The sequence below is a fragment of the Streptomyces sp. NBC_01261 genome (genome assembly GCF_036226385.1).
Taxonomy (GTDB): Bacteria; Actinomycetota; Actinomycetes; order Streptomycetales; family Streptomycetaceae; genus Streptomyces.
The window spans coordinates 9943864-9969748 of sequence record NZ_CP108463.1 but is presented as its reverse complement, the minus strand read 5'-3'; the positions used below and the strand labels follow the sequence as shown (position 1 = coordinate 9969748).

Here is a 25885-nt window from a genome sequence, read left to right as displayed (position 1 = left end):
ACGACCATGGAGCAGCAGCTGTGCATCAGACAGCGAAGTCGACCGCGCCCATCGCGGTAACCGACCTCGGCACCGTACGAGGCGCCTCGACCGCACAGCCGGGTGTCACGGTCTTCCGCGGCATCCCTTACGCCGCGAGCACCGCCGGTGAGAATCGATGGCGCCCACCGCAACCGGCCACGCCCTGGTCGGGCGTGCGGGACGCGGTCCGATTCGGCCCGATCTGCCCTCAGAACGCGGGGCCCGGGACGCTCCCGATGAGTGAGGACTGCCTCACCCTGAACGTATGGACCGCGGGGGTCGACGACGAACGACGGCCCGTCCTGGTGTGGATCTACGGCGGTAGGTTCATCTCCGGACACGGAAGCGACCCGACCTTCGATGGTGCGGCGCTAGCGTCGACCGGCGTCGTCGTCATCACCCTCAACTACCGCAGTGGAGTCTTCGGCTTCCTCGCGACCGGCGAGCTCCTGGAGGAGTCGATCGCGGGAGGCGGCGCCGCCGCGGGCACCGTGGGCAACTACGGCTTGCTCGACCAGATCGCGGCCCTGCGGTGGGTACAACGCAACATCGCCGCATTCGGTGGCGACCCCGGCCGCGTCACCGTCGCCGGGCAGTCCGCCGGTGCGGCATGCGTGATGGACCTCGTCTATTCGCCGCTGTCCCAGGACCTCTTGCACGGCGCCATCGCGGAGAGCGGTGCCCTTCACCCGGGAGACCCCTCCCTCGACTTCGTCGCCGCGTCGTACCGGCGCCGCGACGATGCCCTGAGCCAGGGCGAGGAGTGGACGCACAAGCACGGAGTCAACACCCTGGCCGAGTTGCGTGAGTTGCCCGTGGAGCAACTGCTCGTGGGCAACGACGCGGACGAACCCGGGCCGGGCGGTCATCGTCCCCCGTTGTTCCGACCCGTGCTCGACGAAGTGGTGCTCCGGCGAACGTACGACGACTCGCTTGCGGGAGCTCACCACCGCGACATCCCGGTGATCACGGGCGGCAATCTCGACGAGGACGGAGCATCGCCACTGCCGACGACCACCCTGGCGCAATACCTTGAGCACGCGCACACGGTGTACGGGGAGATGGGGGAGGAGTTCCTCTCACTGTTCCCCGCGCAGAGCGACGAAGAGGCGCGTACGCGCTGGAACGAGTCGGCACGGGCGCACTCGCGTTCATCGACCTATCTCTGGGCGGAGGCGTGGTCGCGAGCCGGCGGGACCGCGCCGCGCACGTACTACTGGACGCACGCTCCGGCCGGGCACGACGCCGGCACGCGGGGGGCGTTTCACGGATCGGAGATCTACTACGTCTTCAACAGCCTGGCGGCGAATCCCGAAAGGCCGTGGACGCACAACGACCGTACGATCGCCGGGGTCGTGTCGTCGTACATCTCGAACTTCCTCAAGACGGGTGACCCCAACGGCGGCCACCTGCCCGTTTGGCGGCGGTTCGACGGTGCGCCGCTGACCATGGAACTCGGTGACGCGTTCAGCCCCCGGGCGGTCGCGAGCGCGACCGAACTGGATTTCTTCCGGCGCTTCTTCGCCGCGCGCCCCAAGCGGTGACGACAAGGAATCGACGTGGCGCTGGTCGTGCTGGCCTGGGGCCGGCTCAACACGCATGTCTCCCACGCCATGCGGGAGTTGATCGCTGAGCGCGCATGGCTGAGGTGTTCCTGCCACCCGCCTACTCGCCCGGCCTCAACCCCGTCGAGGGCGTGTGGGCGCACGTAAAACGCGGCCTGGCCGACCTCGCAGCCGTCGCCCTCCCTCGACCGCGACATCCGCACAGCGGAGGCGCCGGGCCCGGTGCGCGTCCGACCCGGCCCACGCGGAGGGCGGCGACCGGGACGATCCACTCCGTCCCGGCCGCGGTGAGCCGGCGGGCTGCCTCGGTGGGATCTGGCATCGGGGGCCATTTCCCTCCGACTTCGCTGATCTTTCGCCTACCGGGCGCGGTCGTCGAGCAGCTCGATGATGCGGTCGGTGACATCCGACTCGGCGATCCGGGGGAAGACCCGCCCGATCGAATTGTGGTGGGCTGCGGCATCGAAATCCGAGACCGCGTCGACGGCGACACTGACGTTGTAGCCGAGGTCGAATGCGGACCGGGCGCTCGACTCGACGCCGGAGCTGGTGGAAACTCCGCCGAACACCAGTTGCGTGATGCCGCGCTGCCGGAGTTCCGAGTCGAGCTGGGTTCCGTGGAAGGCGCCCCACCGGAAGGTGGGGACGACAAGGTCATGCAGCTGGTCGGCGAACTCATCGATGATCTCGGCGAAGTCGGGACCAGGAGGCTCCGGCAGGTCGAGGTCCTGCTCGACTCGGCCCGGAGCCGGGCCCCCGATCGCCACGAGGATCACCGGTAGTTGGTGCCGCTGAAAGGCAGCGGCAAGCTTGACACACCGTGTGACCACCTCGTCTCTCGATTGCGGGGCAAGGGGCAGGCGGAGTACACCCTTCTGCATGTCGTTGAGGACAAGGGCGGTCCTGGTATCGAGCTTGCTGATGGTCACCGGAAGGCTCCGTATCGGTATGTGTGGCGGGACTGCCGGACCGAGCGGCACGGGGGCATCACTGCGGGATCAGGCGGACCCTCTCCCACCCGCCTGGGGTGTAGGTGCAGCTGACGATCCCGCCGTGGGGTTCGGCCTCGGTCACGCCGCGCCCGTCGATTCTCAGGTAGGCGCCGGGGAACGCGGCCGAGCCGATGAGGAACGTGCCGTCGGCCTGCTCCTCCAGCCGGAACTTCGCCCACTCACCGACCCCGTACTGGCAGTTGACGGTGCCTCCAGAGCTGTCGGAGGCGAACGGGGGCGCGCCGTGGGCATCCATGCGGAGGTAGACGTCGGGGAACGAGACCGAGGCGATCGTCACTGCGCCGTCGTCGTCAGCGTCCGAGATCTCGAAAATCTCCCACGGCGCGATCTGGTACTGGCAGTTGACCGTCCCGGAGCCGTCATCGGCCTTGCTGGTGACCTCCCGCGCATCCATGCGGAGGTAGATGCCGAATTCGGCGGACTGAATCACTACGACAGGCATGGTGGTCTCCTCTGGTCACTGAGCGGGTGCCGCTATGGAGCGGCGAATGGCGTCCATGGTGCGCATCACGGCGATCGAGTCCGCGAGCGGATTGGTGCCGAGTTCGGTCAGTCCGGTCTGTACGGCTTCGCTCACCTCGCGGAACATCGGGACCCAGCCGGCCCCTTCGAGTTCGACGTTGAACAGCTCCCGGTGTTCGCGGATCAGTTCATATGACCTTGGGTTCAGGAAGGTCGGGCCGATGACGATCTCGCCCTCGGTACCGCCTATCCGGGCCACTGGGGACATCCGGCTGATCATGCTCACGGCCAATTGGGCGAAGCGGGAGTCCGGATAGCCGAGGTAGGCGGCGGCGGTGAGCTCGAATCCCTCGGGCGAGAGAGCGCCGCGGGACTCAATACGGGTCGGAGGGCCGAGCACGTGGTGAGCCAAGGCCACGTTGTAGCAGCCCAGGTCGTAAAGGGCACCGGCGCCGAGAGCGGGGTTGTAGGCGTTGTGGTGGGCCGGCAGGCGCAGCCCGAAGTCCGCGTGCAGGCTGACCACCTCGCCGATCGCCCCGTCGCCGATGAGTTTGCCGACCGCGCGGATCGCCGGGTTGAACCGGGTCCACATGGCTTCCATTAGGAACCGGCCGTGTTCGCGAGCGAGGTCCGCGAGTCCGGCGGCCTCGTCGGCGTTCAGGGTGAAGGGCTTTTCGACCAGGGTGTGGAATCCGGATTCGAGCGCGAGGCGGGCGAGCGGTGCGTGCGTGCTCGGCGGGGTCGCTATGTAGGCGAGATCGAAACCGCCGTCGGCGAGCAGCGTTTCGTAACTCCCGTAGTGGCGGGGGATGCCCCACCGGCCGGCGAATTCTGCGGCACGCTCGGCGTCTCGCGAGCCGACCGCCACCACCTCGACGTTCTCGGTGCGTTGGAGGTCCGGCATCGCGGTCTGGGCGAGGTAGCCGGTGCCGAGGACGGCCCAGCGGGTTCGAGTTTGCATGGATCTTCTCTTTTCAGGTGAAGCGGCAGCCGGCCGGGTACCACGAGCTGCATGGCCGACCCGGTGGGGATCGTCGGCACGGTGCTTGGCCGGAAGGCGTTCGTCCAGGTGCGTCCGTTGGCGTGTGAGCGGGCTTCACCAGGCCCGTTGGTCCGCCATGAGCCGGCGGTGCAAGTCGAGCCTCGGCGGCTCCGCGGCCGGGATGGGACCGAAGCGGTCGCCGATCTCCATCGTCGCCGGGGCCGCTGGATCGGCCGGCACCCACTGCGGCAGTGCCGGTCCGTTGGGGTCGCCGGTGGCGGCGAAGTTGACGACGTACCGGGATACCGTCTCGGCGATCCGGTGGTCTTCCGCCGTCCATGGCCGGTCGGTGGCGTAGAGGTTGTTCAGGAAGTAGTTGATCTCGGATCCGTGGTAGGCGCCTGCGGATTCCGCGTCCGGCCCCGGTGGTACGTGCGTCCAGTAGTAGGTGTAGACCGGGCTGCGGGCGTGTTTGGCCCATTCGGTGGCCCAGAGCCAGGTGGAGGTGCGCGCGTGGTCGCGGGCGGCTTCGCTGGACTGCCGACCGGCTTCCGCGTCGGTGGACGCGGGATACAGGGCGAGGTAGTCGTCGGCGCTGTCGCGGAGGTGGCGGCGGGCGGAGGCGGTGTACTCCGCCAGGCTGACGTGCGGTTTCGGGGAGGCGCCGTCCTCGTCCTTGTTGGTTCCGGTGATGACGGGGATATCGGCCTGCGTCCCGAGGGCCAGCGCTTCGGCGTAGCTGTGGGGGAACACCCAGCCGTCGCGGACCGGCCGGAACAGCGGAGGCTGGTGTCCCCCTCCGGCCTGGTCCGCGTCATTGCCGCGCAGCAGGTCCCGCAACGGAAGGGCACGCAGTTCTTCGAGCGTCGCGACGCCGAGGTCCTGGAGATACCCGGTTCCCTCGGCTTCGGCCTGCTCCCGGGTGCGGTAGGAACTGGCCAGGTAGGCCAGTGACGGGTCGCGCGGATGGCGAGCGCCGCTTTCGGCGATGGCACCGTGGAACAGTCCCCGCGCAGGCGGCGAGTACATCAGGTCCTGGACACAGGCACCGCCGGCGGACTGGCCCGCGATCGTCACGCGGTCCGGGTCTCCGCCGAATGCCGCGATGTTGTCCCGCACCCAGCGCAGGGCGGCGATCTGGTCGAGCAGGCCGTAGTTGCCGGAACTTCCGTGCTCGGATTCCTCGCTGAGCTCGGGGGTGGCCAGGAAGCCGAGTACGCCGAGCCGGTAGTTGAGCGTCACGACCACCAGCCCGGCGCCGGCGAGCGCGGCTCCGTCGTACAGGGGCTCGGAGCCCGCGCCCATGATGAACCGGCCTCCGTGGATCCACACCAGTACCGGAGTGCGGTCCGAGGGTTCCGCTGCCGTCCACACGTTGAGGGACAGGCAGTCCTCGCTCATCCGGAGCTTCTGGCCGCGGGGCGTCTGCGGGCAGACCGGACCGAAGTCCGCGGCGTTTCGCACGCCTGTCCACGGCGCGGGCGGCTGCGGCGGACGCCATCGCAGCGGACCGCTGGGAGCCGCTGCATAGGGGATCCCCTTGAACACGGTGACGCCAGGCAGCTTGGCCGGGGTACCGGCAACCAGGCCCGACTCGGTCGGAACCGGCTGACGGTTGAGAGGTTCACTCATCAAGATCGGAATTTCTTTCGTCAACGACAGGTATCCGCGACGGGAGAACCGGACCGGTGGCCGTCGTGGCCCCGTGCCGGCAGACAGGACGACACCAGTCGCGGCCCTGAACCGGAGCCGACTGGCTGCTGTCCCTTTGAATGGCGCATCCGAACGCCAGAAGTGGTGCCCCGCGGGGCACCGGTTCGACGAGGGTAAAGTGTCTGAGCCCGTCGTGGACATTCCCTCCGCGCAATCTAAGGATGAGCAGAGACCTCAGGTTCTCAAGGCGAAACTGTTGACAGCGACGTCACGTGTTCGTAACCCTCTGACTCAGCAGGGCATACGGCCCCGCAGGCTGCCGAGCAGGGGAGGGACATGATGACGGGATCGCTGGTCACAGGTCACGCCCCACGCTGCGCACGGCCCGGCCCCGAGGGTCGTGCCGACGCGGCAGGACGCCCCCGCTGCGGAGCCGGAAGGCCGGCGGGCGACGACTCGGCCGGATGGTGCGAGCGGCCCAAGTGGAAACAGGGCAGCGTGTTCACCCCGCTCCCTCGCGCACGACACGGACTGACACCACCCTGCTGATCCGGGTAGGGCCCGTGCTGCCAGGAACCGGGTTCCACGTTCCACACCACGCATTCGCGGCGACCGCCGGGTAACTCCCTCCGTCCACCGCGACTTGCAGCCCACCCGATGAGGTCGAGCGCTGTCTCGGGCACACCCGCGACAGCCGAGCAGTGTTCTCCTCATATCCGCGGGTCCCGGCTGCTGGTCGCGGCCGATCATAAAGCCTCGCTTTCAGGAGTTGTGCTCACCCGAGCATTCGGCGTATCCCCATCTCGACTGATCTGTCGGCCTTCCCCATCGCCTTCGGCATGAACGCCGACCGTGCCAATCCCGTCCGCCGCTCGACGCCTATCGGGTCAGCGGCGGCACATTTCCAGACACCGCGAACCGCACTCCTCCGACGCGTGCACGGCGGCACAGATGCCGCCGCCACTCGCGGCTCTCGGCCTCAGACCGATCGAGGCCGAGAGCAAGCGCCTTGACGCGGTGCCAGACCACCTCATCGGGCGCCGCTGACTGGGCCATCCTCCGGCCTCCTTCAGTACATCTGCCACATCAGCACCACAAATCATGATCAAGGAGTGGAATCAACGATGCTTCCAAGATCGAACCGCAAGCCCGTATGGCCGATTGCCGTCGGCGCCATGGCCCTGATGGCCCTCAGCGCGTGCTCCGGAGGCGGGGCGGTGGGCGGCACCAAAGCGTCCTCCGGCGCCAAGCCGACCACCCTGACCATCGCGGTGAACTCGGCGCCGGCCAGCTTCGACCCGTCGCGCGCGGACAACGGCAACGGCCTGTACCCGATGCAGCTCGCTTACGAGCCGCTGATCAAGCAAACCGGCAACGGTACCTATTCGCCGGGGCTGGCCTCCTCGTGGCGCTACCTCGGTGAGGGCAACACGCGCTTCCAACTGACCATCCGCAGCGGCGTCAAGTTCTCCGACGGCTCACCGGTCACCGCGCAGGCCGTGGCCGACTCGATCAACTACTTCACCACCGGCTTCGGCCCGACCACGGGCAACCTGGCGGGCGTGAAAGTCACCGCCTCCGGAGCCGACACGGTCACCCTGACCAGCAAGACGGCGAACCCGGAGTTCCCGCTCCTGCTGTCCCAGAACTTCCTGGCGGGCGACATCATCAGCCCGGCCGGCCTGAAAGCGAAGAGCTCGCTGACCAGCAAGCCGTCCGGCGCGGGCCCCTACATCCTGGACTCCGGCGCGACGGTGTCCGGGGAGCACTACACGTTCACCGCCAACCCCGCCTACTACGACAAGTCGAGCGTCCACTACAAGAAGGTCGTCATCAAGGTCATCGCCGACCAGACCGCTGAGCTGTCGGCGCTGCAGACCGGTCAGGTCGACCTGATGTTCGGCTCGGCGCAACAGATGCCGACAGCCAAGTCCGCAGGACTGACCGTCACCAACACCGGTCCCACGCAGTGGAACGGGGTCTTCCTGCTCGACCGCGAAGGGACCAAGACCAAGGCCCTGGCCAGCCCGCAGGTCCGCCAGGCGCTGAACTACGCCGTGGACCGGTCCGGCATCGCCAAGGCCGTGTACGGTGCGCTCGGTTCGGCCACTGGCCAGCCGACAACGAAGGGCTTCGACGAGTACGTGCCGTCGCTGGCGAACTACTACACGTACGACCCGGCCAAGGCGAAGCAGCTGCTGGCCCAGGCCGGCTACCCGAACGGCTTCTCCATGCCCCTGACGTACACGTCGTTCGATCCGCAGACCAAGCAGATGGTGCAGGCGATCGCCCAGCAGTGGGCCGCCATCGGGGTCAAGGTCAAGCTGGTGTCATCAGCCAGCTACCCGGCGATGTCCACCAACATGTACCGGGCCGGCGCCCTGTCCGTGGCGTGGAACGGCCAGCCGATGTTCCTCCAGGTGGGCGTGCTGTGGTCGGCCAAGGGGGGCCTCAACCCCTACCACGCCACCGATGCCTCGTTCCTGAGCAAGTTCGCCCAGGCCTCGAAGGCCTCGCAGTCCCAGCTTGCCGCGCAGATGGCCGACGTCGCCGCGGTCGCGGTCAAGCAGGCGTACACCGTCCCCGTCGTCCAGATCGACGCGGTGGTGTTCTCCCACGGGGTCAACGGCATCCCGAGCCAGCTGCCCGGCGCCCATCTCAACGTCGTAGAGCTGCATCCGTAATGCCGACCCTGATAGCTCGGCGCCTCGCCCTGTCGGTCCCGCTGCTCGTCATGGTGACCGCGGTGACGTTCGTGCTGGAATCGCTGGTCCCCGGTGACACCGCTCGCGCCCTCATCGGAGCGAGCGGGTCCACCGAGGCCTACAACAAGCTTCGGGACCAACTCGGCCTCGACAAGCCCCTGTGGTCTCAGTACGGCCACTACCTCGACAACCTGGTCCACGGCAGTCTCGGCACGTCCGTCTTCACCGGCCAGCCGGTTTCGGCGACGCTGAACCAGCGGCTCCCGGTCACGCTTTCCCTGGTGCTGCTGGCCACCGTGTTCGCCGCGGTGGTCGGAATCCTGCTCGGCGTGGTCAGCGCCGTGCACGGCGGAGTGCTCGGGCGTTTCGTGGAAGCACTGTCCCTCGTCGGCCTGGCTCTTCCCGGATTCTGGGTGGCACTGGTCCTGGTCGAGGTGTTCGCTGTCGTGCTGCGCGCCTTTCCCGCCACCGGCTACATCTCGCCCACGCAGTCGTTCGGCACCTGGTTGTGGGCGCTGTGCCTGCCGGTCACCGCACTCGGACTCGTCGGCATCGCGAGTATCGCGAAGCAGACCAGGGACTCCATGAAGGACGCACTGGCCAGCAACTACATCCGCACGCTACGGGCCAACGGCATCCCGCGCCGGTCCATCATCTGGAAGCACGCGCTGCGCAACGGCGCCATTCCCGTGGTCACCGTGATCGGGCTGGCGTTCGTCAGCGCACTGAGTGCCTCGGTGTTCATCGAGGCGGTCTTCGTGCTCCCCGGGCTCGGCAGCCTCGCCGTCAACGCGACCAACCAGCACGACATACCGGTCATCGAAGGGGCGGTGCTGTACTTCACCGTCCTCGTCGTCATCGTGAACCTGGTCCTGGACGTGTTTTACGGGTTGCTCAATCCGAAAGTGAGACACCAGTGACCACCCAGACCGACCATGCCGAGCGGCCGGGCGCGCTCGCCGCCGGCGCCTTCCTGCGGCGAGTCGCGCGAAAACCGCTCGGCGTGATCAGCGCCGCGTATCTCCTGCTGCTCGCCCTGGCCTGCGCACTGGCCCCGGTCGTCGCCCCCTATCCGCCACTCGCGCAGAAGCTCGACCACGTCCTGGCCACCCCGAGCTCAGCCCACCTGCTCGGCACCGACGAGCTGGGCCGTGACGTGCTCAGCCGGCTGCTGTACGGCGGCCAGGACACCCTGCTCGGCGTACTGGAATGCGTCGCGGTGCTGCTGGTCGTCAGCCTGCCCGTCGGCCTCGCCGCCGGCTACCTGGGCGGCTGGACCGACCGGGTCGTCAGCAACGTGACAGACCTGATGCTCTCGGTGCCCACCATCGTCGTGGCCCTCGCGGTCCTGTCGGTGTTCGGCTCCTCGATGACGGTGGCGATGATCACTATCGGCATCCTCGGCTCCGCCGGAGTCATCCGGGTCATCCGCAGCGCGGTCATCGCGGTGCGCGAGGAGCTGTACGTGGCGGCGGCCCGAACGTCCGGGGTCACCGACCCTCGGATCGTCAGCCGCCACGTACTGCCCCGCATCGCCGGCCCCGTCATCGTGCAGACCTCGCTGTACGCCGGGATCGCGCTGGCACTGCAAAGCGGTCTGGCGTTCCTCGGCCTGGGAATCCAGTCCCCGGCCCCGAGCTGGGGCGGGATGGTGGGGGAAGCCTCGGACGCCATCAACCAGGACCCCTGGCTGCTGGTCCCGAGCGGCGGCATCATCGCGCTCACCATCATGGCGTTCGGCCTGGTGGGCGACGCGATGCGGGACGCGGCCGTGGAACGCTGGTCCGGGACCGCGCAGAACGGGCGCCCAGCGGCGCCGCGCACACGCCCGGCAGAGGCCGCCGCGCCGGATTCCCTGGACGCCACCGAACCGGGTGCGCTGAGCGTGCGGGGACTGACCGTCGAGTTCGACACGCCCGAAGGTCCGGTCACGGTGGTCGACGGGGTGTCCTTCACCCTGCGTCCAGGTGAGGTGCTCGGCCTCGTCGGCGAGTCCGGCTGCGGCAAGTCCGTCACCTCGCTGTCCCTGCTGGGCCTGCTGCCCGAAAACGGACGGATCAGCTCCGGGCACGTCATGTCGGGCGGCCGGGATCTCGCGGCGATGACCGAACGCCAGCTCACCGATGTCCGCGGCAGCGAAATCGCGATGGTGTTCCAGGAGCCGATGTCCAGTCTCGATCCGTCGTTCCGTGTCGGCTCCCAGCTGATGGAGACGATCCGCGCACACGAGAAGCTGTCACGGCGTGAGGCTCGCGAAAGGGTCCTCACGTTGCTGGAGCAGGTCCGCCTGCCGGACCCCGCGGACGTCTTCCGCCGCTACCCGCACGAACTGTCCGGCGGCATGGCGCAGCGGGTCTGCATCGCCCAAGCGCTCGCGACCGGGCCCCGCATCCTTGTCGCCGACGAGCCCACCACCGCCCTCGACGTGACGGTGCAGGCCGAAATTCTCGCGCTGCTGCGCACCTTGCAGGCCGAGACAGGCATGTCGGTCATCCTCGTCACCCACGACTGGGGGGTCGTCGCCGACCTCTGCGACCGCGCCGTCGTCATGTACGCGGGCCAGATCGTGGAGGAGGCGCCGATCCGCAGCCTCTTCCACCACCCGCACCATCCCTACACACTCGGCTTGCAGGAATGCAATCCGGAGCGCTGGAGCGGCACCGGTGAACTACCGGTCATCCCGGGCATGGTGCCGCCCCCGGCCCGCCGGCCCAAGGCCTGCTGCTTCGAGCCGCGCTGCAGCCTGGCCGGCCCGGAATGCACGCGCGAACCGATCCCGCTCCTCAGCACAGCACCGGACGACGACGGGCTCCACCAGGTCCGATGCGTCAACTGGCAGAAGGTTCAACCGGCGAGGACACCATGACAACGAACTTGCTCTCGGTCCAAGGACTGAGCGTCGACTACCACGTCGGCCGGCGCCACGTATGCGCTGTCGAAGACGTCAGCCTCGACGTCGGAGCCGACGAGACCGTCGGCCTGGTCGGCGAATCCGGATCGGGCAAGACCACGATCGCCCGCGCGGTGCTCGGCCTGGCCAAGGCCCGTGCGGGCACCATACGTTTCGATGACGAGGACATCACGCATGCCGGCAAGTCGCAGCGGCGCCGGCTGAGCAGGGACATGCAGGTGGTCTTCCAGGACCCCTACGGCTCCCTCAGCCCCACCCGAACAGTCGCGCAGACGCTGACAGAGCCGCTGCTCGCACACCGGATCGCGTCCGGGCAGACCGCACACGACCAGGCGGCCGACATGCTGGCCCGGGTGGGCCTGGAACCCGACGCACTGCGCCGGTACCCCCGGGAGTTCTCCGGCGGGCAGCGCCAGCGCATCGCGATCGCTCGGGCTCTGATGCCCTCACCGCGCCTGGTCGTCTGCGACGAGGCCGTCAGCGCGCTCGACCTGTCGGTCCAGGCCCAGGTCCTCAACCTCCTGCGGGACCTCCAGCGCGAGTACCGGCTCGGCTACCTGTTCGTCGCCCACAACGTCTCCGTCGTGCGCCACATCTCGGACCGTATCGTCGTCCTCTACCGCGGCACGGTCATGGAATCCGGTCCGGCGGAAGCCGTCTGCACCAAGCCCGGACATCCGTACACCCGCGCGCTGCTGCAAGCGGTCCCGGTCGCCGACCCGGACCGGCAGGCCGCCCGGCGGGCGGTCGCGACCCCCGGCGAGCACGTCTCGGCGCCCCCGACCGGCTCCGGCTGCCCCTTCGCCGCGCGATGCCCCCACGTCATCGACGCGTGCCGGCGCGAACGCCCGCCGCTCGTGGCGGCGCCAGGAGGAACCCAGGTCGCCTGCATCCGGGCAGAGGAGTTGGCCGGGTATTCACCTCCCGGGTGAAGGACACCGAAGCGGATGCACAACTCCCGCTGCGGCCGCACCGCCAACGCCGAGGCCTCCGCGCCGATCCGTACCGCGGAGGTTCCTCAGCGCCGAGCGCGCGAAAACCCATGTGGCACTCAGGACCTGCCGTACCGGCTGTGACGCCGGGAGCACGGACTCCTCCATCCAACGGTTGGTCGCACCGGCCAGGTCGGCGGTGACCTGCCGCTCGCCGGCCTGAGTGACCGAGCCGTTCATCGCCGAGGACTGCACCGCATGGTTCACGAGCACGACGATGGGACGGCCGTCCTCGCCCTCGATGCGCGTCACATCCGCGCAGCCGTAGACCGGTCCGTTGTCGTCGGCCCCGAGCGACCAGCCGTACGGCGTGGGCATGTCGCGCTGGACGTTGACGCGGCTCGTACCGATCCCGAAGCCGGTACGAGCGCGCCGCATCGTACGCTCCGGCTCAACGGCGGACTGCTCGACCCCGTTGTCGACGGCCTTGCCCGGCGAGGATGTCCCGGGTGCGGGCGATCTGGTCGTCGAAGACCGAGGTCCGGTCGATCACGCAGAGGGCGAGCCGGGTCGCTGAGTCGTCCAGCACGAGCACCAGGCACGCAGCGGGTCGCGGACGAAGGTGAAGCCGTCCACGGGCAACAGGTTGTGTGGCAGGTCTACGACCGCCTTGCCGGCGCCGGCCCGGAACGAATCCACCGTGGGGCCGGGAGCTGACGGAACCAGTGGGGCGGCCTCCGTTACAGAGGTGGCTCGGCCTTTGGGGAATCGGCGTGGTCAGGGCGTAGCACCCGCTGGAAATCCCGTACGTCGGGGAAGGGCGGATCGCTGCCGGGCGGCAGGTCCACCTCGAAGACGTTCAGGAGCATGGCCAAGGTGGTGAAGGTGCCGAGCGCGATGACCAGTTCGACCAGGCAGCTCTCGCCGAGTTCCGCGAGGGCGGCCGCGTATGTCTCGTCGTCGGCGAAGTGCTCTACGAGGATCTGGGTGACGAACTGGTGGAGCACATCCTCGTCGGGGCGGGGGAACCGCGGTTGCTCGCCGCGGGCCAGCCGGTCCAGTGCCTCCCTGTCCACTCCCGCCGCAACAGCCTTGTCGATGTGGGCGTTCCACGAGTGCTGCGCGTCGAGGCGGCGGGCGACGATCAGCAGAGTCAACTCGCGTAGCCGGGGTACGAGTTGCGAGTCGCGCATGCAGGTTGTGGCGAGCTCTTCCAGCTTGTCGCCCGCGTGAGGACTGTGCAGCAGCACCGCGAACGGTCCCGGCACCCCACCGCGGCGGTCCGTGATCCGCGCGTGGAGAGAGGCCTGGTCCTGGGTCGGTTCAGATATCGGGGGCAGTCGCATGGGGCCTCCTGGGCTTGTGCGATGTGGCGGCTGGGGTGCGAGCAAGGGCGACGGGCGCGCAACACGAAGCCGTTGACGTCGACGACGGCGATGCCGGTCGCCTTGTCGATGGCCCGGGCGCGGACGGCGCAGGCTGCGAGGATCCCGTCGGCCGTCTCAGTGGTGAGTGACATGCTGGCGCCGTGCCCGGACTCCGCGCCCAGTTCCGGCAGAGCGAGGTAACCGAAGACGCCCATGCGGTAGTTGAGCGTCACGACCACGAACCCCTTGCTCGCCAGAGCCGCCCCGTCGAACTCCGGCTCACCGCCATGCCCGACCAGGAAGCGTCCCCCGTGGATCCAGACCAGCACCGGGCGCGGATCCAGTGAAGGGGCCGCGGCGGTCCAGATGCTGAGGTTCAAGCAGTCCTCGCTCCACGAGAAACCCGGCACGGGGTCCGACTGCGGGCAGATGTCGCCGAAGCGGTCCGCCGCGCGCACGCCCTTCCAGACACGCGGGGGCAGCGGTTGTCGCCGGCCGTGGACGCGGCGTAGGGGATGCCCTTGTAGACAGTGACCGAGGCCAGCTAGGACACCACTCCCGTCACCTGGCGGTGCTCGGTCCGAACGGGAAGGCTGGGAGCTGTCATGTGATCACTTCCGCCAGAAGGCGGCGTACCGCTCGCCGAGACCGTCGAGGAGTACGGGATAGTCGTGGTCGGCCCCTGCCACCACGTGGTACTCGTGCTCGACCCCGAGCGTGGCGAGCATCTCGTCCATCTCACGGACGACGCCGACCAGGCGCTCGTCCCGGGAGCCGACCATCAGCCGAACCTTCGAGTGGTTCCTGATCTCCGGGGAGTTGGCCAGAAGCAGCGTCCAGGGGCTGACCGCGTCGTAGTACGCCTGATCCCCGAAGAACGTGTTGGCGACCCGCTCATCTGGCTCCAGCGAGAGGTCTTTCAACAGGGGCGGAGCAATGGCTGACACCCGGCCGAAGATCTTGGGGTACTTGAAACCGATGTGGAGTGCGCCGAAGCCTCCCATAGAGAAGCCCTCGATCGTTCTCGCCCACGGCCCGGGGATCGTCCGGTAGGTGGCGTCGACATGGTTGACCAGGTCGCCGGCGATCGTCTGCTCCACCGGGCGCGCGCCGTCCTTGGAGTCGACGTACCAACCGATGGGCAGGGCTTGCGGCAACACCACGATGGTCGGCGGCATGGCGCCGACGCGGATCGCGGCGTCGATCCGCTGCACCGCAGCGCCGCCCTGGCGGGCGTTGCCGAAGCCACCGTGCAGCCAGTAGACAACCGGGAAGTGGGCAACCGGATCGTCTTCGTAGGCGGGCGGCAGGTAGATCTGGTAGCTGCCCTGGAGCTCCCCCTTGCCACGGTCGCGCGATCCCTGTGGGTAGAGGCCGAACCGTGTGAGCTCCTGGTCCTCCTGGACGGTGTCGATCCACTGCTGTTCGAAGACGGCGAGTTCTTCCGGGGTGTATTCCGGGATGTGGTCTGGGGTGTGTGCGGTGGGCGCGGTCATGTATACGGTCCTTGTTCTTCACCGGTGGGGGAAAAGCATGTGGTCTTGCAGGAAGCGGTTGTCGGTACCCGGAGGTGGGATGCCCGGGTACCAGGCCCGGTCGGCTGCGCGGTCAGAGTTCTTCGTGGGTCTCGGGATCGTGTCCGATACGGCCTCGTGGGCGGTCCGTGATCCTGGCCATATCGTCCTGCGACAGTTCGAAGCCGAACACGTCCAGGTTCTCCAGCCGTCGCCCCGGATCACCTGACCTGGGCAGGGGGACCACACCCAGCTGCACGTGCCAACGGAGCACCACCTGGGCCGGGGTGACCTCGTGGGCGCGGGCGACGGCCAGTACAGCCGGGTCCTCGCCCAGGCCGTTCCCTCGGCTGAGAGGGCTGTAGGCCACGGTGAGGATGCCGTGCTCGGCGTGCACGGCCCGCAGGTCGTCCTGTGGGTACGCGGGGGTGCATCTCGACCTGGTTGAGCGCGGGCACCACGCCGGTCTCCCGCTCCAGCCGCCGGATGTGTGCCGCGGTGAAGTGGGACACCCCGACCGAGCGGACCAGCTCCCCCTCAGGGAGTCTGATCATCGCCCGCCAGGAGTCCGGGTAGCGGTCCATCAGGGGCAGGGGCCAGTGGATGAGGTAGAGGTAGAGGTCGACGTAGTCGAGGGCCAGCCGTCGGCGGGCCTGCTCGAAGGACGCGAGAGTTTCCTCGAAGCCGTGGTCCCGGCCGGGCAGCTCGGTCAGGACACAGATCTCCTCTCGGGGGACTCCCGCAGTGGCGACGGCCAGGCCGACGTCCTGCTCGTTGCGGTAGGCAGCGCCGGTGTCGATCAGGCGGTAGCCGGCCCGCAGGGCGTGCCGGACGGCGTCCTCTGACTGTGCGTCGTCCATGGGCGCGGTGCCCAGACCGATGGCGGAAACAATATGGCCATCGTTCAACGTATGAAGCGGTACAAGCGGTGCAGGGGGCATGTGAAGGACTCGATCCGCTGGATTACGCGGGTCCCGGTGACGGCGTGCCCAATGCACGGGGGACGTCGTGAGGCGCGCGAAGGGGCGGCGATTGCAATCCTCTGGACAGCCTGTCGCCTAGGAACGTCACCCGCCGAAACACCGCGTGGGAGAGCGCCGGAACGCGGGCGACGGCTCCCGCCCGTGTCGACACCACGGTGTTGCGGACCTGACGTTCTGCGGGCTGCTGCCCAATGGATCGGTTAACTCCATCCGAAGGCGTGGCCAATGACCGGGACACCGGACGCACACTAGGGCGAGCGAAGGAGACAAGCCGGTCGGGTATGCACGGACATCTCCTTCCTTCAAGGTGGTATCGCAGATCTCGTGACCAAAAAAACCGTAGCAGTAGCCTGAGCACGCGTTCAACCACGTCAGCGGTGCTTGGCTTCCACTTCGCGCATCCTTAGTTTTCGTTGCACTCCCGGCGGACTTCATTCCCGTGTCAGCCGTTGTCACTGTTGCGTCACCGGGTCGACAGACGTTCCGCCGCAGTGGGAGCCGCGGACGTATTCGGCAACGCTGACCGGCAACGACCGCGCGGAGTGCGATTCCTCCGTACGGCAGGCCGCCGAACGCGTGCCCTGCGGCCGGTCCTGCCCGATCGTTCGGCGCTCATCGCCGCACACCCGCCAGACCACACGTCTGTAATCGGCTCTTCAACGACCCGGCGCCCGTCGCATGCGCGGCAGCGGGATGCCGTCAACGTCGTAGTCACGGCGAAGTGAAGGCCAGGACATGGAAGGCAATCGACCCGAACAGTTTGTTCAGCGAGAAAATACGCGATCTGACCTGCGGAAATAAAGAGCGGCAGACGAGCCGGCCCATACGCCGGATACCGTCCTTGACCTCCTCGCGAAGCCTCAGGTGATTCAAACAGCTTCTTCTTGAGCTTCGCGGCAGAGCCCCTCCCCCATCACTACAGCAGCGAGTCGCCACGCGTCACCCATCCCCGCACCCCACCGCACTCACAGGTAGCCAGCCGCGCCTGTGAGCGTCCGAGCCCGTGACCTTCGCTGCCGCAAGGTCGATACTTTCCACAGAGGCCCTCCCGCCTACCCTCGACCAACCAACTCCAGGGACCTGACAACCCGTCATCAAAGTCAGCATTAAGTCAGCATCAGCCCCGCCAGAACCCGCTTCCGACCGCCATGGACCGCCAAGATCGATGACCGACGCAACCCCTCTCCGACCAGTAAAGGTGCAGGTCAGAGGCACATCTGCTAGCGTTGCCAGGAGGAACCGATGAGGATGTTGATCAACGTCGCGGAAACCGTGGTCACGGACGCACTGCGAGGCATGGCGGTCGCCCATCCCGAGTTGACCGTGGACGTCGAGAACCGGGTGATCGTACGGCGGGACGCTCCCGTGGCCGGGCAGGTGGGACTGGTTTCCGGTGGAGGGTCGGGGCACGAGCCGTTGCACGGGGGGTTCGTCGGGCCGGGGATGCTGTCGGCCGCCTGTCCCGGTGAGGTGTTCACGTCGCCGGTGCCCGATCAGATGGTGCGGGCCGCGGCAGCCGTGGACAGCGGGGCCGGGGTGCTGTTCATCGTGAAGAACTACACGGGGGACGTCCTCAACTTCGACATGGCGGCCGAGCTGGCCGAGGACGAGGGCATCCAGATCGCCAAGGTGCTGGTCAATGACGATGTCGCCGTCATCGACAGTCTCTATACCGCGGGGCGGCGTGGCACCGGTGCGACGCTGTTCGTGGAGAAGATCGCCGGGGCCGCCGCGGCCGAGGGGCAGCCCTTGGACCGGGTGGCGGCGATCGCCCGGCAGGTCAATGAGAACTCGCGCAGTTTCGGTGTCGCGCTCAGCGCCTGCACCACCCCCGCCAAGGGCAGCCCCACCTTCGATCTCCCGCCGGGCGAGCTGGAGTTGGGCGTCGGTATCCACGGCGAGCCGGGCCGGGAGCGGCGGGCGATGATGACCTCCGGCGAGATCGCCGACTTCTCCGTCCAGGCGATCCTTGAGGACATGTCGCCGCGCAACCCGGTCCTGCTCCTCGTCAACGGCATGGGCGCGACCCCGCTCCTGGAGCTCTACGGCTTCAACGCCGAGGTCCACCGCGTCCTCGGCGAGCGTGGCGTCGCCGTCGCCCGCACACTGGTCGGCAACTACGTCACGTCCCTCGACATGGCGGGCGCCTCGGTCACCCTGTGCCAGATCGACGAGGAACTGCTGCGGCTGTGGGACGCGCCGGTGAAGACGCCGGGACTGCGCTGGGGCATGTGACCCGGCGGCACACCCGGCCGACTCACCCACCACGCAAGGAGATTCCGTGCTCGACGCCGACTTCTTCCGCCGTTGGATGACGGCGACCGCCGCCTCCGTCGCCCGCGAGGCGGGACGGCTCACCGACCTCGACTCACCCATCGGCGACGCCGACCACGGCGCGAACCTGCAACGCGGGTTCACCGCCGTGACGGCCACCCTGGAAAAGGAGGCGCCGGACACCCCGGGCGCCGTCCTCATGCTCGCCGGACGCACGCTCATCTCGACGGTCGGCGGCGCGTCGGGCCCGCTCTACGGCACGCTGCTGCGCCGTACCGGCAAGGCGCTCGGGGACGCTCCCGAGGTGAGCGAGGAGGAGTTCGCCCTCGCGCTGCGCACCGGAGTCGACGCGGTGATGACCCTCGGCGGTGCCGCGCCCGGCGACAAGACCATGATCGACGCGCTCGTCCCGGCGGTCGACGCGCTCCCGGACGGCTTCGCCGCGGCACGCGCCGCCGCGGAGGAGGGCGCCGTGGCCACCACGCCCTTGCAGGCGCACAAGGGCCGGGCGAGCTACCTCGGGGAGCGGAGCATCGGGCACCAGGACCCGGGCGCCACGTCCTCGTCGCTGCTGATCGCCGCACTCCAGGAAGCCGCGAGCGCGGAGGCCACCGGTGAGTGACGAGAAGCTCGTGGGCATCGTGCTGGTGTCGCACAGCGCGGAAGTCGCCCTCTCCGTGGCCGAGTTGGCGCGAGGGCTGTCCGGCTCGGGCGCCTCGGTACCGCTCGCCGCCGCCGGCGGTACCGAGGGCGGCGGGCTCGGCACCAGTTCCGAACTCATCGCCGCGGCGGCCGCGTCCGTCGACCGCGGCGCCGGAGTCGCCGTCCTCACCGACCTCGGCAGCGCCGTACTCACCGTGAAGGCCCTCCTCGCCGAAGGCGACGAACTCCCGGCCGGCACCCGCCTCGTGGACGCCCCGTTCGTCGAGGGCGCGGTGGCCGCGGTCGTCACGGCGTCGACGGGAGCGGACCTGGACACGGTGGAGGCGGCGGCCGCGGAGGCGTACACCTATCGGAAGGTGTGAGGGGAGCGTGGGCGCGGGGTCTGGGTCGTAGCGCGGAGGGTGTGAGGCGGGGCCGTAGCGGAAGGGTCGGAGGGCGTAACGGATGGTGTGAGTCCGGGGCGTAGCGGAAGGCGGAGACCAGACGGCGCTCGGCGCTCGGCGCTCGGCGCTCGGCGCTCGGCGCTCGGCGCTCGGCGCTCGGCGCTCGGCGCTCGGCGCTCGGCGCTCGGCGCTCGGCGCTCGGCGCTCGGCGCTCGGCGCTCGGCGCTCGGCGCTCGGCGCTCGGCGCTCGGCGCTCGGCGCTCGGCGCTCGGCGCTCGGCGCTCGGCGCTCGGCGCTCGGCGCTCGGCGCTCGGCGCTCGGCGCTCGGCGGCAGTCATGGGCCGGTCGGCCCCGGCCAAACCCACCAGTCCGACCCGTGTGACCGAACCATCGGACCTAACCGCTGATCCGAGCCCCCGTATCGAGCCGCCCGGCCACGCTCTCCCCGCCGACGCCGCCCGCCCGAGCACACCGATACCCCGGGCCAAGACACATTCGCGCCCGGCGCCGCTCCGATCCCGGCCCGGCCCAGCCCAGCCCAGCCCAGCCCAGCCCAGCCCAGCCACAAGGCGCAGGCCCCCTACGGCACCTACGAAACCCCCTCCGCCGCGATCGCCAGCGCCGAGCGCAACGTCTCCGCCACCTCGGCCTCCCCCACCCCCGCATCCGCAACGGCTCCGCTCCACGCGAACCGCTCCACCGCCGCCCGCAGCGCCGCGTTCAGCATCGCCGCCTGGATCATGGGCCGTAGATCGTCGGCCGGCAGACCCGCTCGGTCGGCCAGGGCTCGGGCGAATGCCGGTTCGGCTTCGTCGTAGGTCTGGAGCCAGATCGCGCGGAGGCCCAGTTCCGTCCGGGTGAGGCGGACCAGGGCGGTGCCGGTGGCCCCGTCGGGGCCGGTGGCGGCGAGGAGGCCGGTCGCGAGGGCCGGATCGAAGAGTTCCGGCAGGGGGTGGCCGGGGCGCCACTCGCGCAGGCGGGCGGCGATCACGTCGATGCCGGCCGAGAAGAGTGGTCGTACGCAGCTCTCCTTGCTCGGGAAGTAGCGCCAAACGGTGCGCGCGGAGACGCCGACCGCCTGGCCGATCTGTTCGCCGGTGGTCGCCGCGACGCCCTGGGCGACGAACAACTCCACCGCGGCCCGGGCGATCTCCAGGCGGATCTCGGCCTTGCGTGCCTCGGTGAGAGGCGGGCGTCCCGTGCGTCCGCTGGCTGCGGTCATCAGTTCCCCTCCGGCTGCGGTCGTGACCTCCCGGGATTCTCCCTCATGCCTCCCACACGACTCTCATGCCACCCATACGACTTTATGTCACTCGAAGACATTAAGTCGTATGGTGAGGACAACCCGGGCGGCGCAGAGCCCTCGCACTACGGACAGGAGCACCTCATGGCCACTGGACTCGACGGACGCAGCGTCATCGTCACCGGAGCGGGTTCGGGCATCGGGCGTGCCGCCGCCCTGGCCTTCGCCGCGGAGGGCGCGAAGGTCGTGGCCGCCGACCTGAACACGGACGGCGCCGGGGCGGTCGTCAAGGAGATCGAGCAGGCGGGCGGTACCGCCGTCGCGGTCACGGGCGACCTGAGCGAGCAGGCGGTCGTGGACGAGGTGGTCGCGACCGCCGTGGAGCGGTTCGGCGGGGTCGACGTGCTGGTGAACAACGCCGGGATCATGGACCGCATGTCCGCACTGGCGGACGTCGAGGACGCGGAGTGGGACCGCGTCATCCGGGTCAATCTGACCGCCCCCTTCCTGCTCACCCGGGCCACGCTGCCGCACATGCTGGCGGCGGGCAGGGGCGCGATCGTGAACACCGCCTCCGAGGCGGGCCTGCGGGGCAGCGCGGCGGGCGCCGCCTACACGGCCTCGAAGCACGGGGTGGTGGGCCTGACCAAGAACCTCGCGGTGATGTACCGCAAGCAGGGCATCCGCGCGAACGCTATCGCCCCGGGCGGCACCGCGACCAACATCTCCGTGGAGGCCGACCGGGCCGCCCACGGTCCGGCAGCGCTCGGCCCGCACTTCGTCAACGTCGGCCGGCTGGCCCAGCCCGAGGAGCAGGCCGCCGCGATCGTGTTCCTCGCCTCGGACGCGGCCAGCAACATCAACGGCGTGGTCCTGCCCGTCGACGACGGCTGGTCGGCGGTCTGACGGCTCCACCCCGGAGGGCTCGGCAGGCGGTGCCCTACGACCCTGGCTGCTCGGCAGCGCCCTGCACGAACAGCCTCGCCAGCCGCTGCCCCGTCTCCACGGCCGCCGCGTGGTCTTCGATGGGCTTCACCTTCGAGTCCTTGAACACGATGTAGGTGACGCCGGCGTCCGTCCCGCCGCCGCGCGGATCCGTGCGGATGCCCAGGCCCTTGGCGGTGGCGTACGACGCCTCGCCGATGATGTCGTGCGGACCGACGTCTCCTACGACGGCGTACTGCACCCGGTCCCGGTAGACGACGGCGGCGACCGAGCCGCCGCCGATGCCGTGGTCCCGGTGGTTCCAGAGGGTGCTCGCGGCAGGGACCACAATGTAGGGGAGCTGTTCGGCGTTGAGATAGCGGCCGTCGGACTGTTGGAAGGCCGTCATGGAGGAGAAGAGCGGGTCGGTGCGCGCGTTGCAGCGGGCGCCGGCCTGGCCGTCGCAGTCGATGTCCAGGTCGGCCTTCCAGTAGACGGCCTCCTTGGTGCCGCAGACCGGGATCGTCGCGCGCTCCCCGTCGTCACTGCGGTACCGGCCGCGCGAGACGGGCGCGCAGTCACGCACCTTGGCCAGCAGATCGGCGGCGCGGACGTCACCCTCGCGCAGCGCCGTCGGCCCCGCCTGAGGCCGGACGAACGCGACAGGGGCGGTGGCGGTGGCGGGCAGCGTAGTCGGGGCGAGCAGGGCGGCGCCGGCCGCGGCCAGCGTCAGCGACTGGACACGCACGATAGAGGACCCTCTCCTGGGGGATCTGACGGACACTCAGCCCACCCTGGTACCGGTCCGATCGGGCGGCCACCGGTAGGGGGCCGGACGGTGCACGCCGGAACTCCCGAAGGGGGTACGACCCCTGAGCCCGCGTCATTCCCAGCGGAGATCGGGGTCCTGCATCCGCGTCACTCCGGACCGGAGCCGAGCCTCTGAGCCGACGTCACTCCCGACGGAAGCCGGGACCCTGAGCCCGCGTCATTCCCGACGGAATCCGAGATCCTGAACCTGCGTCGCTCCCAACCGGAGCTGGGACCGTGAGCCCGCGTCACTCCAGACGGGGGCCGGGGACCCGAGCCCGTATCGGCTCCGGTCACCCGGCCGCCCGCGCCGGCGCGGGATCAGCGACGACAGCGGTCCGCGCCACCGGCATGAACTGCCCTCTCCCGGGGGCGAGTTCAGCCGTGAGGCTTCAGCATACGTAACCCTCGCGACCGGTCGGCAACGGCGCCCCTCTTGATGCGACCGCACCACCCGGGTCATATTGGTCCGGACCTTTTCCGTCGTGTGGTGCCCGCGCAATGCCGGGAGGCAGAAACGTGCGACGCGTCCGTGCCACCCCCGCCCTCCTCCGTGCCGCCCTCGCTCTCCCCCGTACGGCCCTGGTGTGCGCCGCGCTCCTGCTGCTCGCGTCCTGCGGCATGACCGACGAGGAGGACGGCCACGCCCCCGGCGCCCCGGCGGGAGTAACGGCCGCGGCCGGAAGCGCGACCACCGTGCACGTCATGTGGGACGCGGTGACGGCGGACCCAGGCATCGGCACCTACGAGATATATCGGGGCACCACGAAAGTGAAGGAAGTAGCGGGTTCCGAGCACATGGTGGATGTCACCAGGCTCAGGCCCGCCACCCTGTACTCCTTCACCGTGCGGGCCCGGGACACCGACGGCCGCCTCGGACCGCGCAGCCGGACGGTCCAAGCGCGGACACCGGTCGCCGTCGCGGCCGACCACTCGGCACCCACCCGTCCAAGCGCCCCGCAGGGCCGCGTCATCGGCAGCCGAGCCGTCCAACTGTCCTGGGGTGGCTCGACGGACAACCGGGGTGTGGTGTCGTACGACATCTATCAGGGCGGGGCGAAGATCCACAGTGGGGGCGGAGCGCAGACCGCGACCGTGGTCACGGGGCTACGGCCGAGCACGCGTTACTCCTTCACCGTGCGGGCCCGGGACGCCGCCGACAATCTCTCGCCGGCGAGCACGGCCGTCCCGCTCACCACCGCACCCGGCAACGACGACGGGAGCGGCACCGCCCCCACGGAATTCCGCGCGACCACGCACCGGGGTGACGACGGGGCGTACTACATCGACCTGTCCTGGGTACCGCCGCGCACGGACGGGGTGGTCACGGAGTACCAGATCCAACTCGACGGACAACCGGCCACCTCGCTGGTCTGGGGCGGAACCCCGCCCCGCGATCACGCGAAGTACAGCTTCTACGCGGGCCGGGATGCCGGGATCAGCCATCGGGTACGGCTCAGGGCGCGGTTGCCGGACGGTACGTGGGGCGGGTTCTCGGCGGAGCGGACGGTAACGACGGGCGGTGCGGGGCCGTAGGTGAACCGTGGGATCCGGCTCATGGACCAGGGGAACTCCCATGGCCCGCCGCATCACGCCCCGGCAGCCACCGCACCGCTGGCCGGGGAGGGGGTGCGACGGGCGGGCGTCGACCTGGGAGCCGTCGGCGGACGAGGAGTTCGCGCGGGTCGCCTCGCCCGTGTGGACGGAGCGCGTCGGGGCCGAGGGACTCACCGCGCCACACAGGGGTGCCCCTCGTGTCGTACGCGGAGGATCCGCCGATCGCGTGCCGCTACTGGCGGCGCGCCTTCGGTGCCCGGCTCGGCGGGCAGACCTCGATCGCCGTGCCCGACCTGCGCGGGGTACCGGCGACGGTCGTGACCGGAGCCAGGACCACCGTCCTCCCCCGCCATCTCCACCTGGCCGAGCCGGCGTCCGGCGCGCTGGTGCCACTGCCCCTGTCCCTACCCCTGCCGACGCCCGAGGACCCGCCGCTCACCACCTCGCACCCCACCCGGCACCCCGTCTCCCCCGACAACCCGCACGTCACCCTCGTACGGGAGCGACCACTCCCCGCGGCACCCACCAGGTGAACCCATGTGACCCCGCCCGCGCCCCTGACCGCGCATCACCCCTGAGCCGGACGAAGGAATCCGTCACCTGCCCGGTCCCCGTCCGCATGCGGGACGGGCCGGGAACGCGTTGGCTTCCTTGGAGGCAGCACGGCCGTTTCCCGATCCCGGCGGCGCAAGGGATGTTCCGCCAACCGTGCCGCCGGAGGGCAGTCCCATGCGCACTTCTCAGCTACTACTCCGCTCCGGCCTGACCGTGACAGCCGCCGCCGCTCTTCCCCTCGCCCTGACCGCCGGAACCGCCGGCGCGGCGTCGGGGATCTCCGTGAGCACGACCGGAACCACGGTCTCGGTCACGACCAGCGCGTGCTCCCAGAACCGCACCACCGGCGTCTGGGGCACCGGTTCACTCCTCACCAGCAGCCAGGGGAGCTTCGCCGAGGGCCGCAAGGCGACCCTGGCGGGGACGACCGTCAGCCAGTCCACGGCCTGGACGAACGTCACCCCGGGCACCTACACGATCATCGTCATGTGCCAGAACGCCAGCACGCCCGCGGGCACCCAGTCCGTGATCGTGTCCAGGTCCACGACCCCCACGGTCTCCGCCACTGCCTCACCCACGCGCGGCGTCATGGGCGGCCTCGGCGGGGCTACCAAGGACTACGGCCCGCTCACCCTGGCGGCGGGCGGGGGCCTGGTCGGCGTCGGCGTCATCGCGACGGCCTGGTTCCTGCGCAGGCGCGCGAAGCCGTACCGCCTCTGACCGTCCACGACCACGACCACGAGGGGCCGCCCGGCGACCGGCGGCCCCTCCTCCATGTCCTACGGCCACCACTGCCCCCACGCGCTACGGCAGCTCGGCGAACTCCTCGATCGCGTGGGTGAGCCACTGCGTCCAGAAGGTCTCCAGGTCGATGCCGGCGCGCAGCACGAGGTGCTGGAGCCGGTCCTGAGGGCTGTCCCGCCCGGGCGGGAAGTCGCGCTTCTCGATCTCCTCGTACTCCGTCAACTGCCGCTGGTGCAGGGCGAGATGGTGGCGCAGGTCGGTTTCGATGCCGTCCGTGCCGACCACCGCCGCGGCCCGCAGCCGCAGCAGCATCGTGTCGCGCAGCGGCTTGGGGTCCTGGGAGGTCGCGGTCCAGCGGGCCAGTTCGGCGCGGCCCGCGGGCAGGACCTCGTAGCGCTTCTTCTGGCCGCGGGCCGGCTGCTCGGTCGCGAGTGCCCTGATCTGGCCCTCGGCCTCCAGTCTTCCCAGCTCGCGATAGATCTGCTGGTGCGTCGCCGACCAGAAGTAACCGATCGACCGGTCGAAGCGCCGGGTCAGGTCAAGACCCGAGGACGGCTTCTCCAGAAGGGCGGTGAGGATCGCGTGCGGGAGTGACATGGGGTCATCCTAGGGACGGGCCTCGGT

General features: G+C 69.6%; 23 protein-coding genes and 3 pseudogenes. 13 read left to right on the top strand and 13 right to left on the bottom strand.

All coding sequences use genetic code 11. The features are described from left to right. The first annotated feature begins 20 nt into the window (after positions 1 to 20). Both OG226_RS44370 and OG226_RS44365 read left to right on the top strand, forming a co-directional pair. Positions 21 to 1565, top strand: coding sequence for a carboxylesterase/lipase family protein (locus tag OG226_RS44370; protein ID WP_329352286.1), 1545 nt, complete (start codon positions 21 to 23; stop codon positions 1563 to 1565). Between the two features lie 18 nt (positions 1566 to 1583). Beyond that, a pseudogene (locus OG226_RS44365) lies at positions 1584 to 1774 on the top strand (transposase); the annotation flags it as partial. A gap of 171 nt (positions 1775 to 1945) precedes the next feature. Here OG226_RS44365 and OG226_RS44360 read toward each other — a convergent pair. From OG226_RS44360 to OG226_RS44345, 4 genes are all read right to left on the bottom strand, one after another. Then, a complete protein-coding gene (locus OG226_RS44360) occupies positions 1946 to 2515 on the bottom strand; it encodes an isochorismatase family protein (protein WP_329352285.1) in 570 nt (189 codons plus the stop codon). Positions 2516 to 2573: 58 nt separating this feature from the next. Continuing rightward, positions 2574 to 3041 carry a fascin domain-containing protein gene (locus tag OG226_RS44355; protein WP_329352284.1) on the bottom strand — a complete coding sequence of 156 codons (468 nt, stop codon included), beginning with the start codon at positions 3039 to 3041 and terminating at the stop codon, positions 2574 to 2576. Positions 3042 to 3056: 15 nt separating this feature from the next. Continuing rightward, a complete protein-coding gene (locus tag OG226_RS44350) occupies positions 3057 to 4022 on the bottom strand; it encodes a Gfo/Idh/MocA family protein (RefSeq protein WP_329352283.1) in 966 nt (321 codons plus the stop codon). A 135-nt stretch (positions 4023 to 4157) separates the two neighbouring features. Then, positions 4158 to 5675, bottom strand: coding sequence for a carboxylesterase/lipase family protein (locus tag OG226_RS44345; protein WP_329352282.1), 1518 nt, complete (start codon positions 5673 to 5675; stop codon positions 4158 to 4160). 1145 nt (positions 5676 to 6820) lie between these two features. Between OG226_RS44345 and OG226_RS44340 the strand changes: the two genes are divergently transcribed. The 4 genes from OG226_RS44340 to OG226_RS44325 are packed head-to-tail and all read left to right on the top strand — an operon-like array spanning position 6821 to position 12244. Further along, entirely contained in the window at positions 6821 to 8380 is a 1560-nt protein-coding gene (locus tag OG226_RS44340; protein WP_329352281.1) for an ABC transporter substrate-binding protein, read from the top strand. Continuing rightward, positions 8380 to 9321 (top strand): ABC transporter permease, encoded by a 942-nt coding sequence (locus OG226_RS44335; RefSeq protein ID WP_329352280.1) that lies wholly within the window; start codon positions 8380 to 8382, stop codon positions 9319 to 9321. Before OG226_RS44340 ends, OG226_RS44335 begins: the two co-directional genes overlap by 1 nt. Continuing rightward, a complete protein-coding gene (locus tag OG226_RS44330; protein ID WP_329352279.1) occupies positions 9318 to 11267 on the top strand; it encodes a dipeptide/oligopeptide/nickel ABC transporter permease/ATP-binding protein in 1950 nt (649 codons plus the stop codon). The genes OG226_RS44335 and OG226_RS44330 overlap by 4 nt, the downstream gene beginning before the upstream one ends. Continuing rightward, positions 11264 to 12244, top strand: a complete 981-nt coding sequence (locus OG226_RS44325) for an ABC transporter ATP-binding protein (RefSeq protein WP_329352278.1) — start codon at positions 11264 to 11266, stop codon at positions 12242 to 12244. Before OG226_RS44330 ends, OG226_RS44325 begins: the two co-directional genes overlap by 4 nt. Here the strand turns inward: OG226_RS44325 and OG226_RS44320 are convergent. From OG226_RS44320 to OG226_RS44295, 6 genes and pseudogenes are all read right to left on the bottom strand, one after another. Then, positions 12230 to 12682 carry a hypothetical protein gene (locus tag OG226_RS44320; RefSeq protein ID WP_329352277.1) on the bottom strand — a complete coding sequence of 151 codons (453 nt, stop codon included), beginning with the start codon at positions 12680 to 12682 and terminating at the stop codon, positions 12230 to 12232. The genes OG226_RS44325 and OG226_RS44320 overlap by 15 nt on opposite strands. Positions 12683 to 12695: 13 nt before the next feature. After that, a complete protein-coding gene (locus tag OG226_RS44315; protein WP_329352276.1) occupies positions 12696 to 12833 on the bottom strand; it encodes a hypothetical protein in 138 nt (45 codons plus the stop codon). Positions 12834 to 12984: 151 nt separating this feature from the next. Then, positions 12985 to 13590: a carboxymuconolactone decarboxylase family protein gene (locus OG226_RS44310; RefSeq protein ID WP_329353762.1), complete on the bottom strand. Its 606-nt coding sequence runs from the start codon at positions 13588 to 13590 to the stop codon at positions 12985 to 12987. A 221-nt stretch (positions 13591 to 13811) separates the two neighbouring features. Continuing rightward, positions 13812 to 14093 (bottom strand): annotated as a pseudogene (locus OG226_RS44305) (carboxylesterase family protein); the annotation flags it as partial. A 129-nt stretch (positions 14094 to 14222) separates the two neighbouring features. Further along, positions 14223 to 15107: an alpha/beta hydrolase gene (locus OG226_RS44300; RefSeq protein WP_329352275.1), complete on the bottom strand. Its 885-nt coding sequence runs from the start codon at positions 15105 to 15107 to the stop codon at positions 14223 to 14225. Positions 15108 to 15219: 112 nt separating this feature from the next. Further along, positions 15220 to 16066, bottom strand: a pseudogene (locus OG226_RS44295) (aldo/keto reductase). 1284 nt (positions 16067 to 17350) lie between these two features. On the opposite strand from OG226_RS44295, the gene dhaK reads away from it, so the two are divergent. The 3 genes from dhaK to OG226_RS44280 are packed head-to-tail and all read left to right on the top strand — an operon-like array spanning position 17351 to position 19407. Then, complete coding sequence (dhaK, locus tag OG226_RS44290) at positions 17351 to 18343, top strand: dihydroxyacetone kinase subunit DhaK (protein ID WP_329352274.1); 993 nt, start codon at positions 17351 to 17353, stop codon at positions 18341 to 18343. A 46-nt stretch (positions 18344 to 18389) separates the two neighbouring features. Beyond that, positions 18390 to 19004, top strand: coding sequence for a dihydroxyacetone kinase subunit DhaL (dhaL, locus tag OG226_RS44285; RefSeq protein WP_328685211.1), 615 nt, complete (start codon positions 18390 to 18392; stop codon positions 19002 to 19004). Further along, positions 18997 to 19407 (top strand): PTS-dependent dihydroxyacetone kinase phosphotransferase subunit DhaM, encoded by a 411-nt coding sequence (locus tag OG226_RS44280; protein WP_318014441.1) that lies wholly within the window; start codon positions 18997 to 18999, stop codon positions 19405 to 19407. Before dhaL ends, OG226_RS44280 begins: the two co-directional genes overlap by 8 nt. A gap of 610 nt (positions 19408 to 20017) precedes the next feature. Here OG226_RS44280 and OG226_RS44275 read toward each other — a convergent pair. After that, the gene (locus OG226_RS44275; protein WP_329352273.1) at positions 20018 to 20650 is read right to left on the bottom strand and encodes a TetR/AcrR family transcriptional regulator; all 633 of its coding nucleotides are present in this window, start codon (positions 20648 to 20650) and stop codon (positions 20018 to 20020) included. A 165-nt stretch (positions 20651 to 20815) separates the two neighbouring features. On the opposite strand from OG226_RS44275, the gene OG226_RS44270 reads away from it, so the two are divergent. Continuing rightward, on the top strand, positions 20816 to 21577 hold the full coding sequence (locus OG226_RS44270) for an SDR family NAD(P)-dependent oxidoreductase (protein ID WP_329352272.1): 762 nt from the start codon (positions 20816 to 20818) through the stop codon (positions 21575 to 21577). A 34-nt stretch (positions 21578 to 21611) separates the two neighbouring features. Here OG226_RS44270 and OG226_RS44265 read toward each other — a convergent pair whose 3' ends face one another. Then, a complete protein-coding gene (locus tag OG226_RS44265) occupies positions 21612 to 22343 on the bottom strand; it encodes a glycoside hydrolase family 75 protein (RefSeq protein ID WP_328685208.1) in 732 nt (243 codons plus the stop codon). 581 nt (positions 22344 to 22924) lie between these two features. Here OG226_RS44265 and OG226_RS44260 point away from each other — a divergent pair. The 3 genes from OG226_RS44260 (at position 22925) to OG226_RS44250 (ending at position 25237) form a co-directional block, all read left to right on the top strand. Next, positions 22925 to 23941, top strand: a complete 1017-nt coding sequence (locus OG226_RS44260; RefSeq protein ID WP_329352271.1) for a fibronectin type III domain-containing protein — start codon at positions 22925 to 22927, stop codon at positions 23939 to 23941. Positions 23942 to 24159: 218 nt separating this feature from the next. Beyond that, positions 24160 to 24495, top strand: a complete 336-nt coding sequence (locus OG226_RS44255) for a hypothetical protein (protein ID WP_329352270.1) — start codon at positions 24160 to 24162, stop codon at positions 24493 to 24495. Positions 24496 to 24691: 196 nt separating this feature from the next. Then, on the top strand, positions 24692 to 25237 hold the full coding sequence (locus tag OG226_RS44250) for a hypothetical protein (protein WP_328685205.1): 546 nt from the start codon (positions 24692 to 24694) through the stop codon (positions 25235 to 25237). 84 nt (positions 25238 to 25321) lie between these two features. On the opposite strand, the gene OG226_RS44245 is transcribed toward OG226_RS44250, so the two are convergent. Then, positions 25322 to 25858: a PadR family transcriptional regulator gene (locus tag OG226_RS44245; RefSeq protein WP_329352269.1), complete on the bottom strand. Its 537-nt coding sequence runs from the start codon at positions 25856 to 25858 to the stop codon at positions 25322 to 25324. Positions 25859 to 25885 lie beyond the last annotated feature (27 nt).

Coding starts and splice junctions, on each gene's coding strand:
- OG226_RS44275 (WP_329352273.1), bottom strand. CDS start 20,650: ATGACCGCAGCCAGCGGACGCACGGGACGCCCGCCTCTCACCGAGGCA.
- OG226_RS44325 (WP_329352278.1), top strand. CDS start 11,264: ATGACAACGAACTTGCTCTCGGTCCAAGGACTGAGCGTCGACTACCAC.
- OG226_RS44355 (WP_329352284.1), bottom strand. CDS start 3,041: ATGCCTGTCGTAGTGATTCAGTCCGCCGAATTCGGCATCTACCTCCGC.
- OG226_RS44320 (WP_329352277.1), bottom strand. CDS start 12,682: ATGCGGCGCGCTCGTACCGGCTTCGGGATCGGTACGAGCCGCGTCAAC.
- OG226_RS44340 (WP_329352281.1), top strand. CDS start 6,821: ATGCTTCCAAGATCGAACCGCAAGCCCGTATGGCCGATTGCCGTCGGC.
- OG226_RS44335 (WP_329352280.1), top strand. CDS start 8,380: ATGCCGACCCTGATAGCTCGGCGCCTCGCCCTGTCGGTCCCGCTGCTC.
- OG226_RS44245 (WP_329352269.1), bottom strand. CDS start 25,858: ATGTCACTCCCGCACGCGATCCTCACCGCCCTTCTGGAGAAGCCGTCC.
- OG226_RS44300 (WP_329352275.1), bottom strand. CDS start 15,107: ATGACCGCGCCCACCGCACACACCCCAGACCACATCCCGGAATACACC.
- OG226_RS44350 (WP_329352283.1), bottom strand. CDS start 4,022: ATGCAAACTCGAACCCGCTGGGCCGTCCTCGGCACCGGCTACCTCGCC.
- dhaK (WP_329352274.1), top strand. CDS start 17,351: ATGAGGATGTTGATCAACGTCGCGGAAACCGTGGTCACGGACGCACTG.
- OG226_RS44310 (WP_329353762.1), bottom strand. CDS start 13,590: ATGCGACTGCCCCCGATATCTGAACCGACCCAGGACCAGGCCTCTCTC.
- OG226_RS44345 (WP_329352282.1), bottom strand. CDS start 5,675: ATGAGTGAACCTCTCAACCGTCAGCCGGTTCCGACCGAGTCGGGCCTG.
- OG226_RS44250 (WP_328685205.1), top strand. CDS start 24,692: ATGCGCACTTCTCAGCTACTACTCCGCTCCGGCCTGACCGTGACAGCC.
- OG226_RS44270 (WP_329352272.1), top strand. CDS start 20,816: ATGGCCACTGGACTCGACGGACGCAGCGTCATCGTCACCGGAGCGGGT.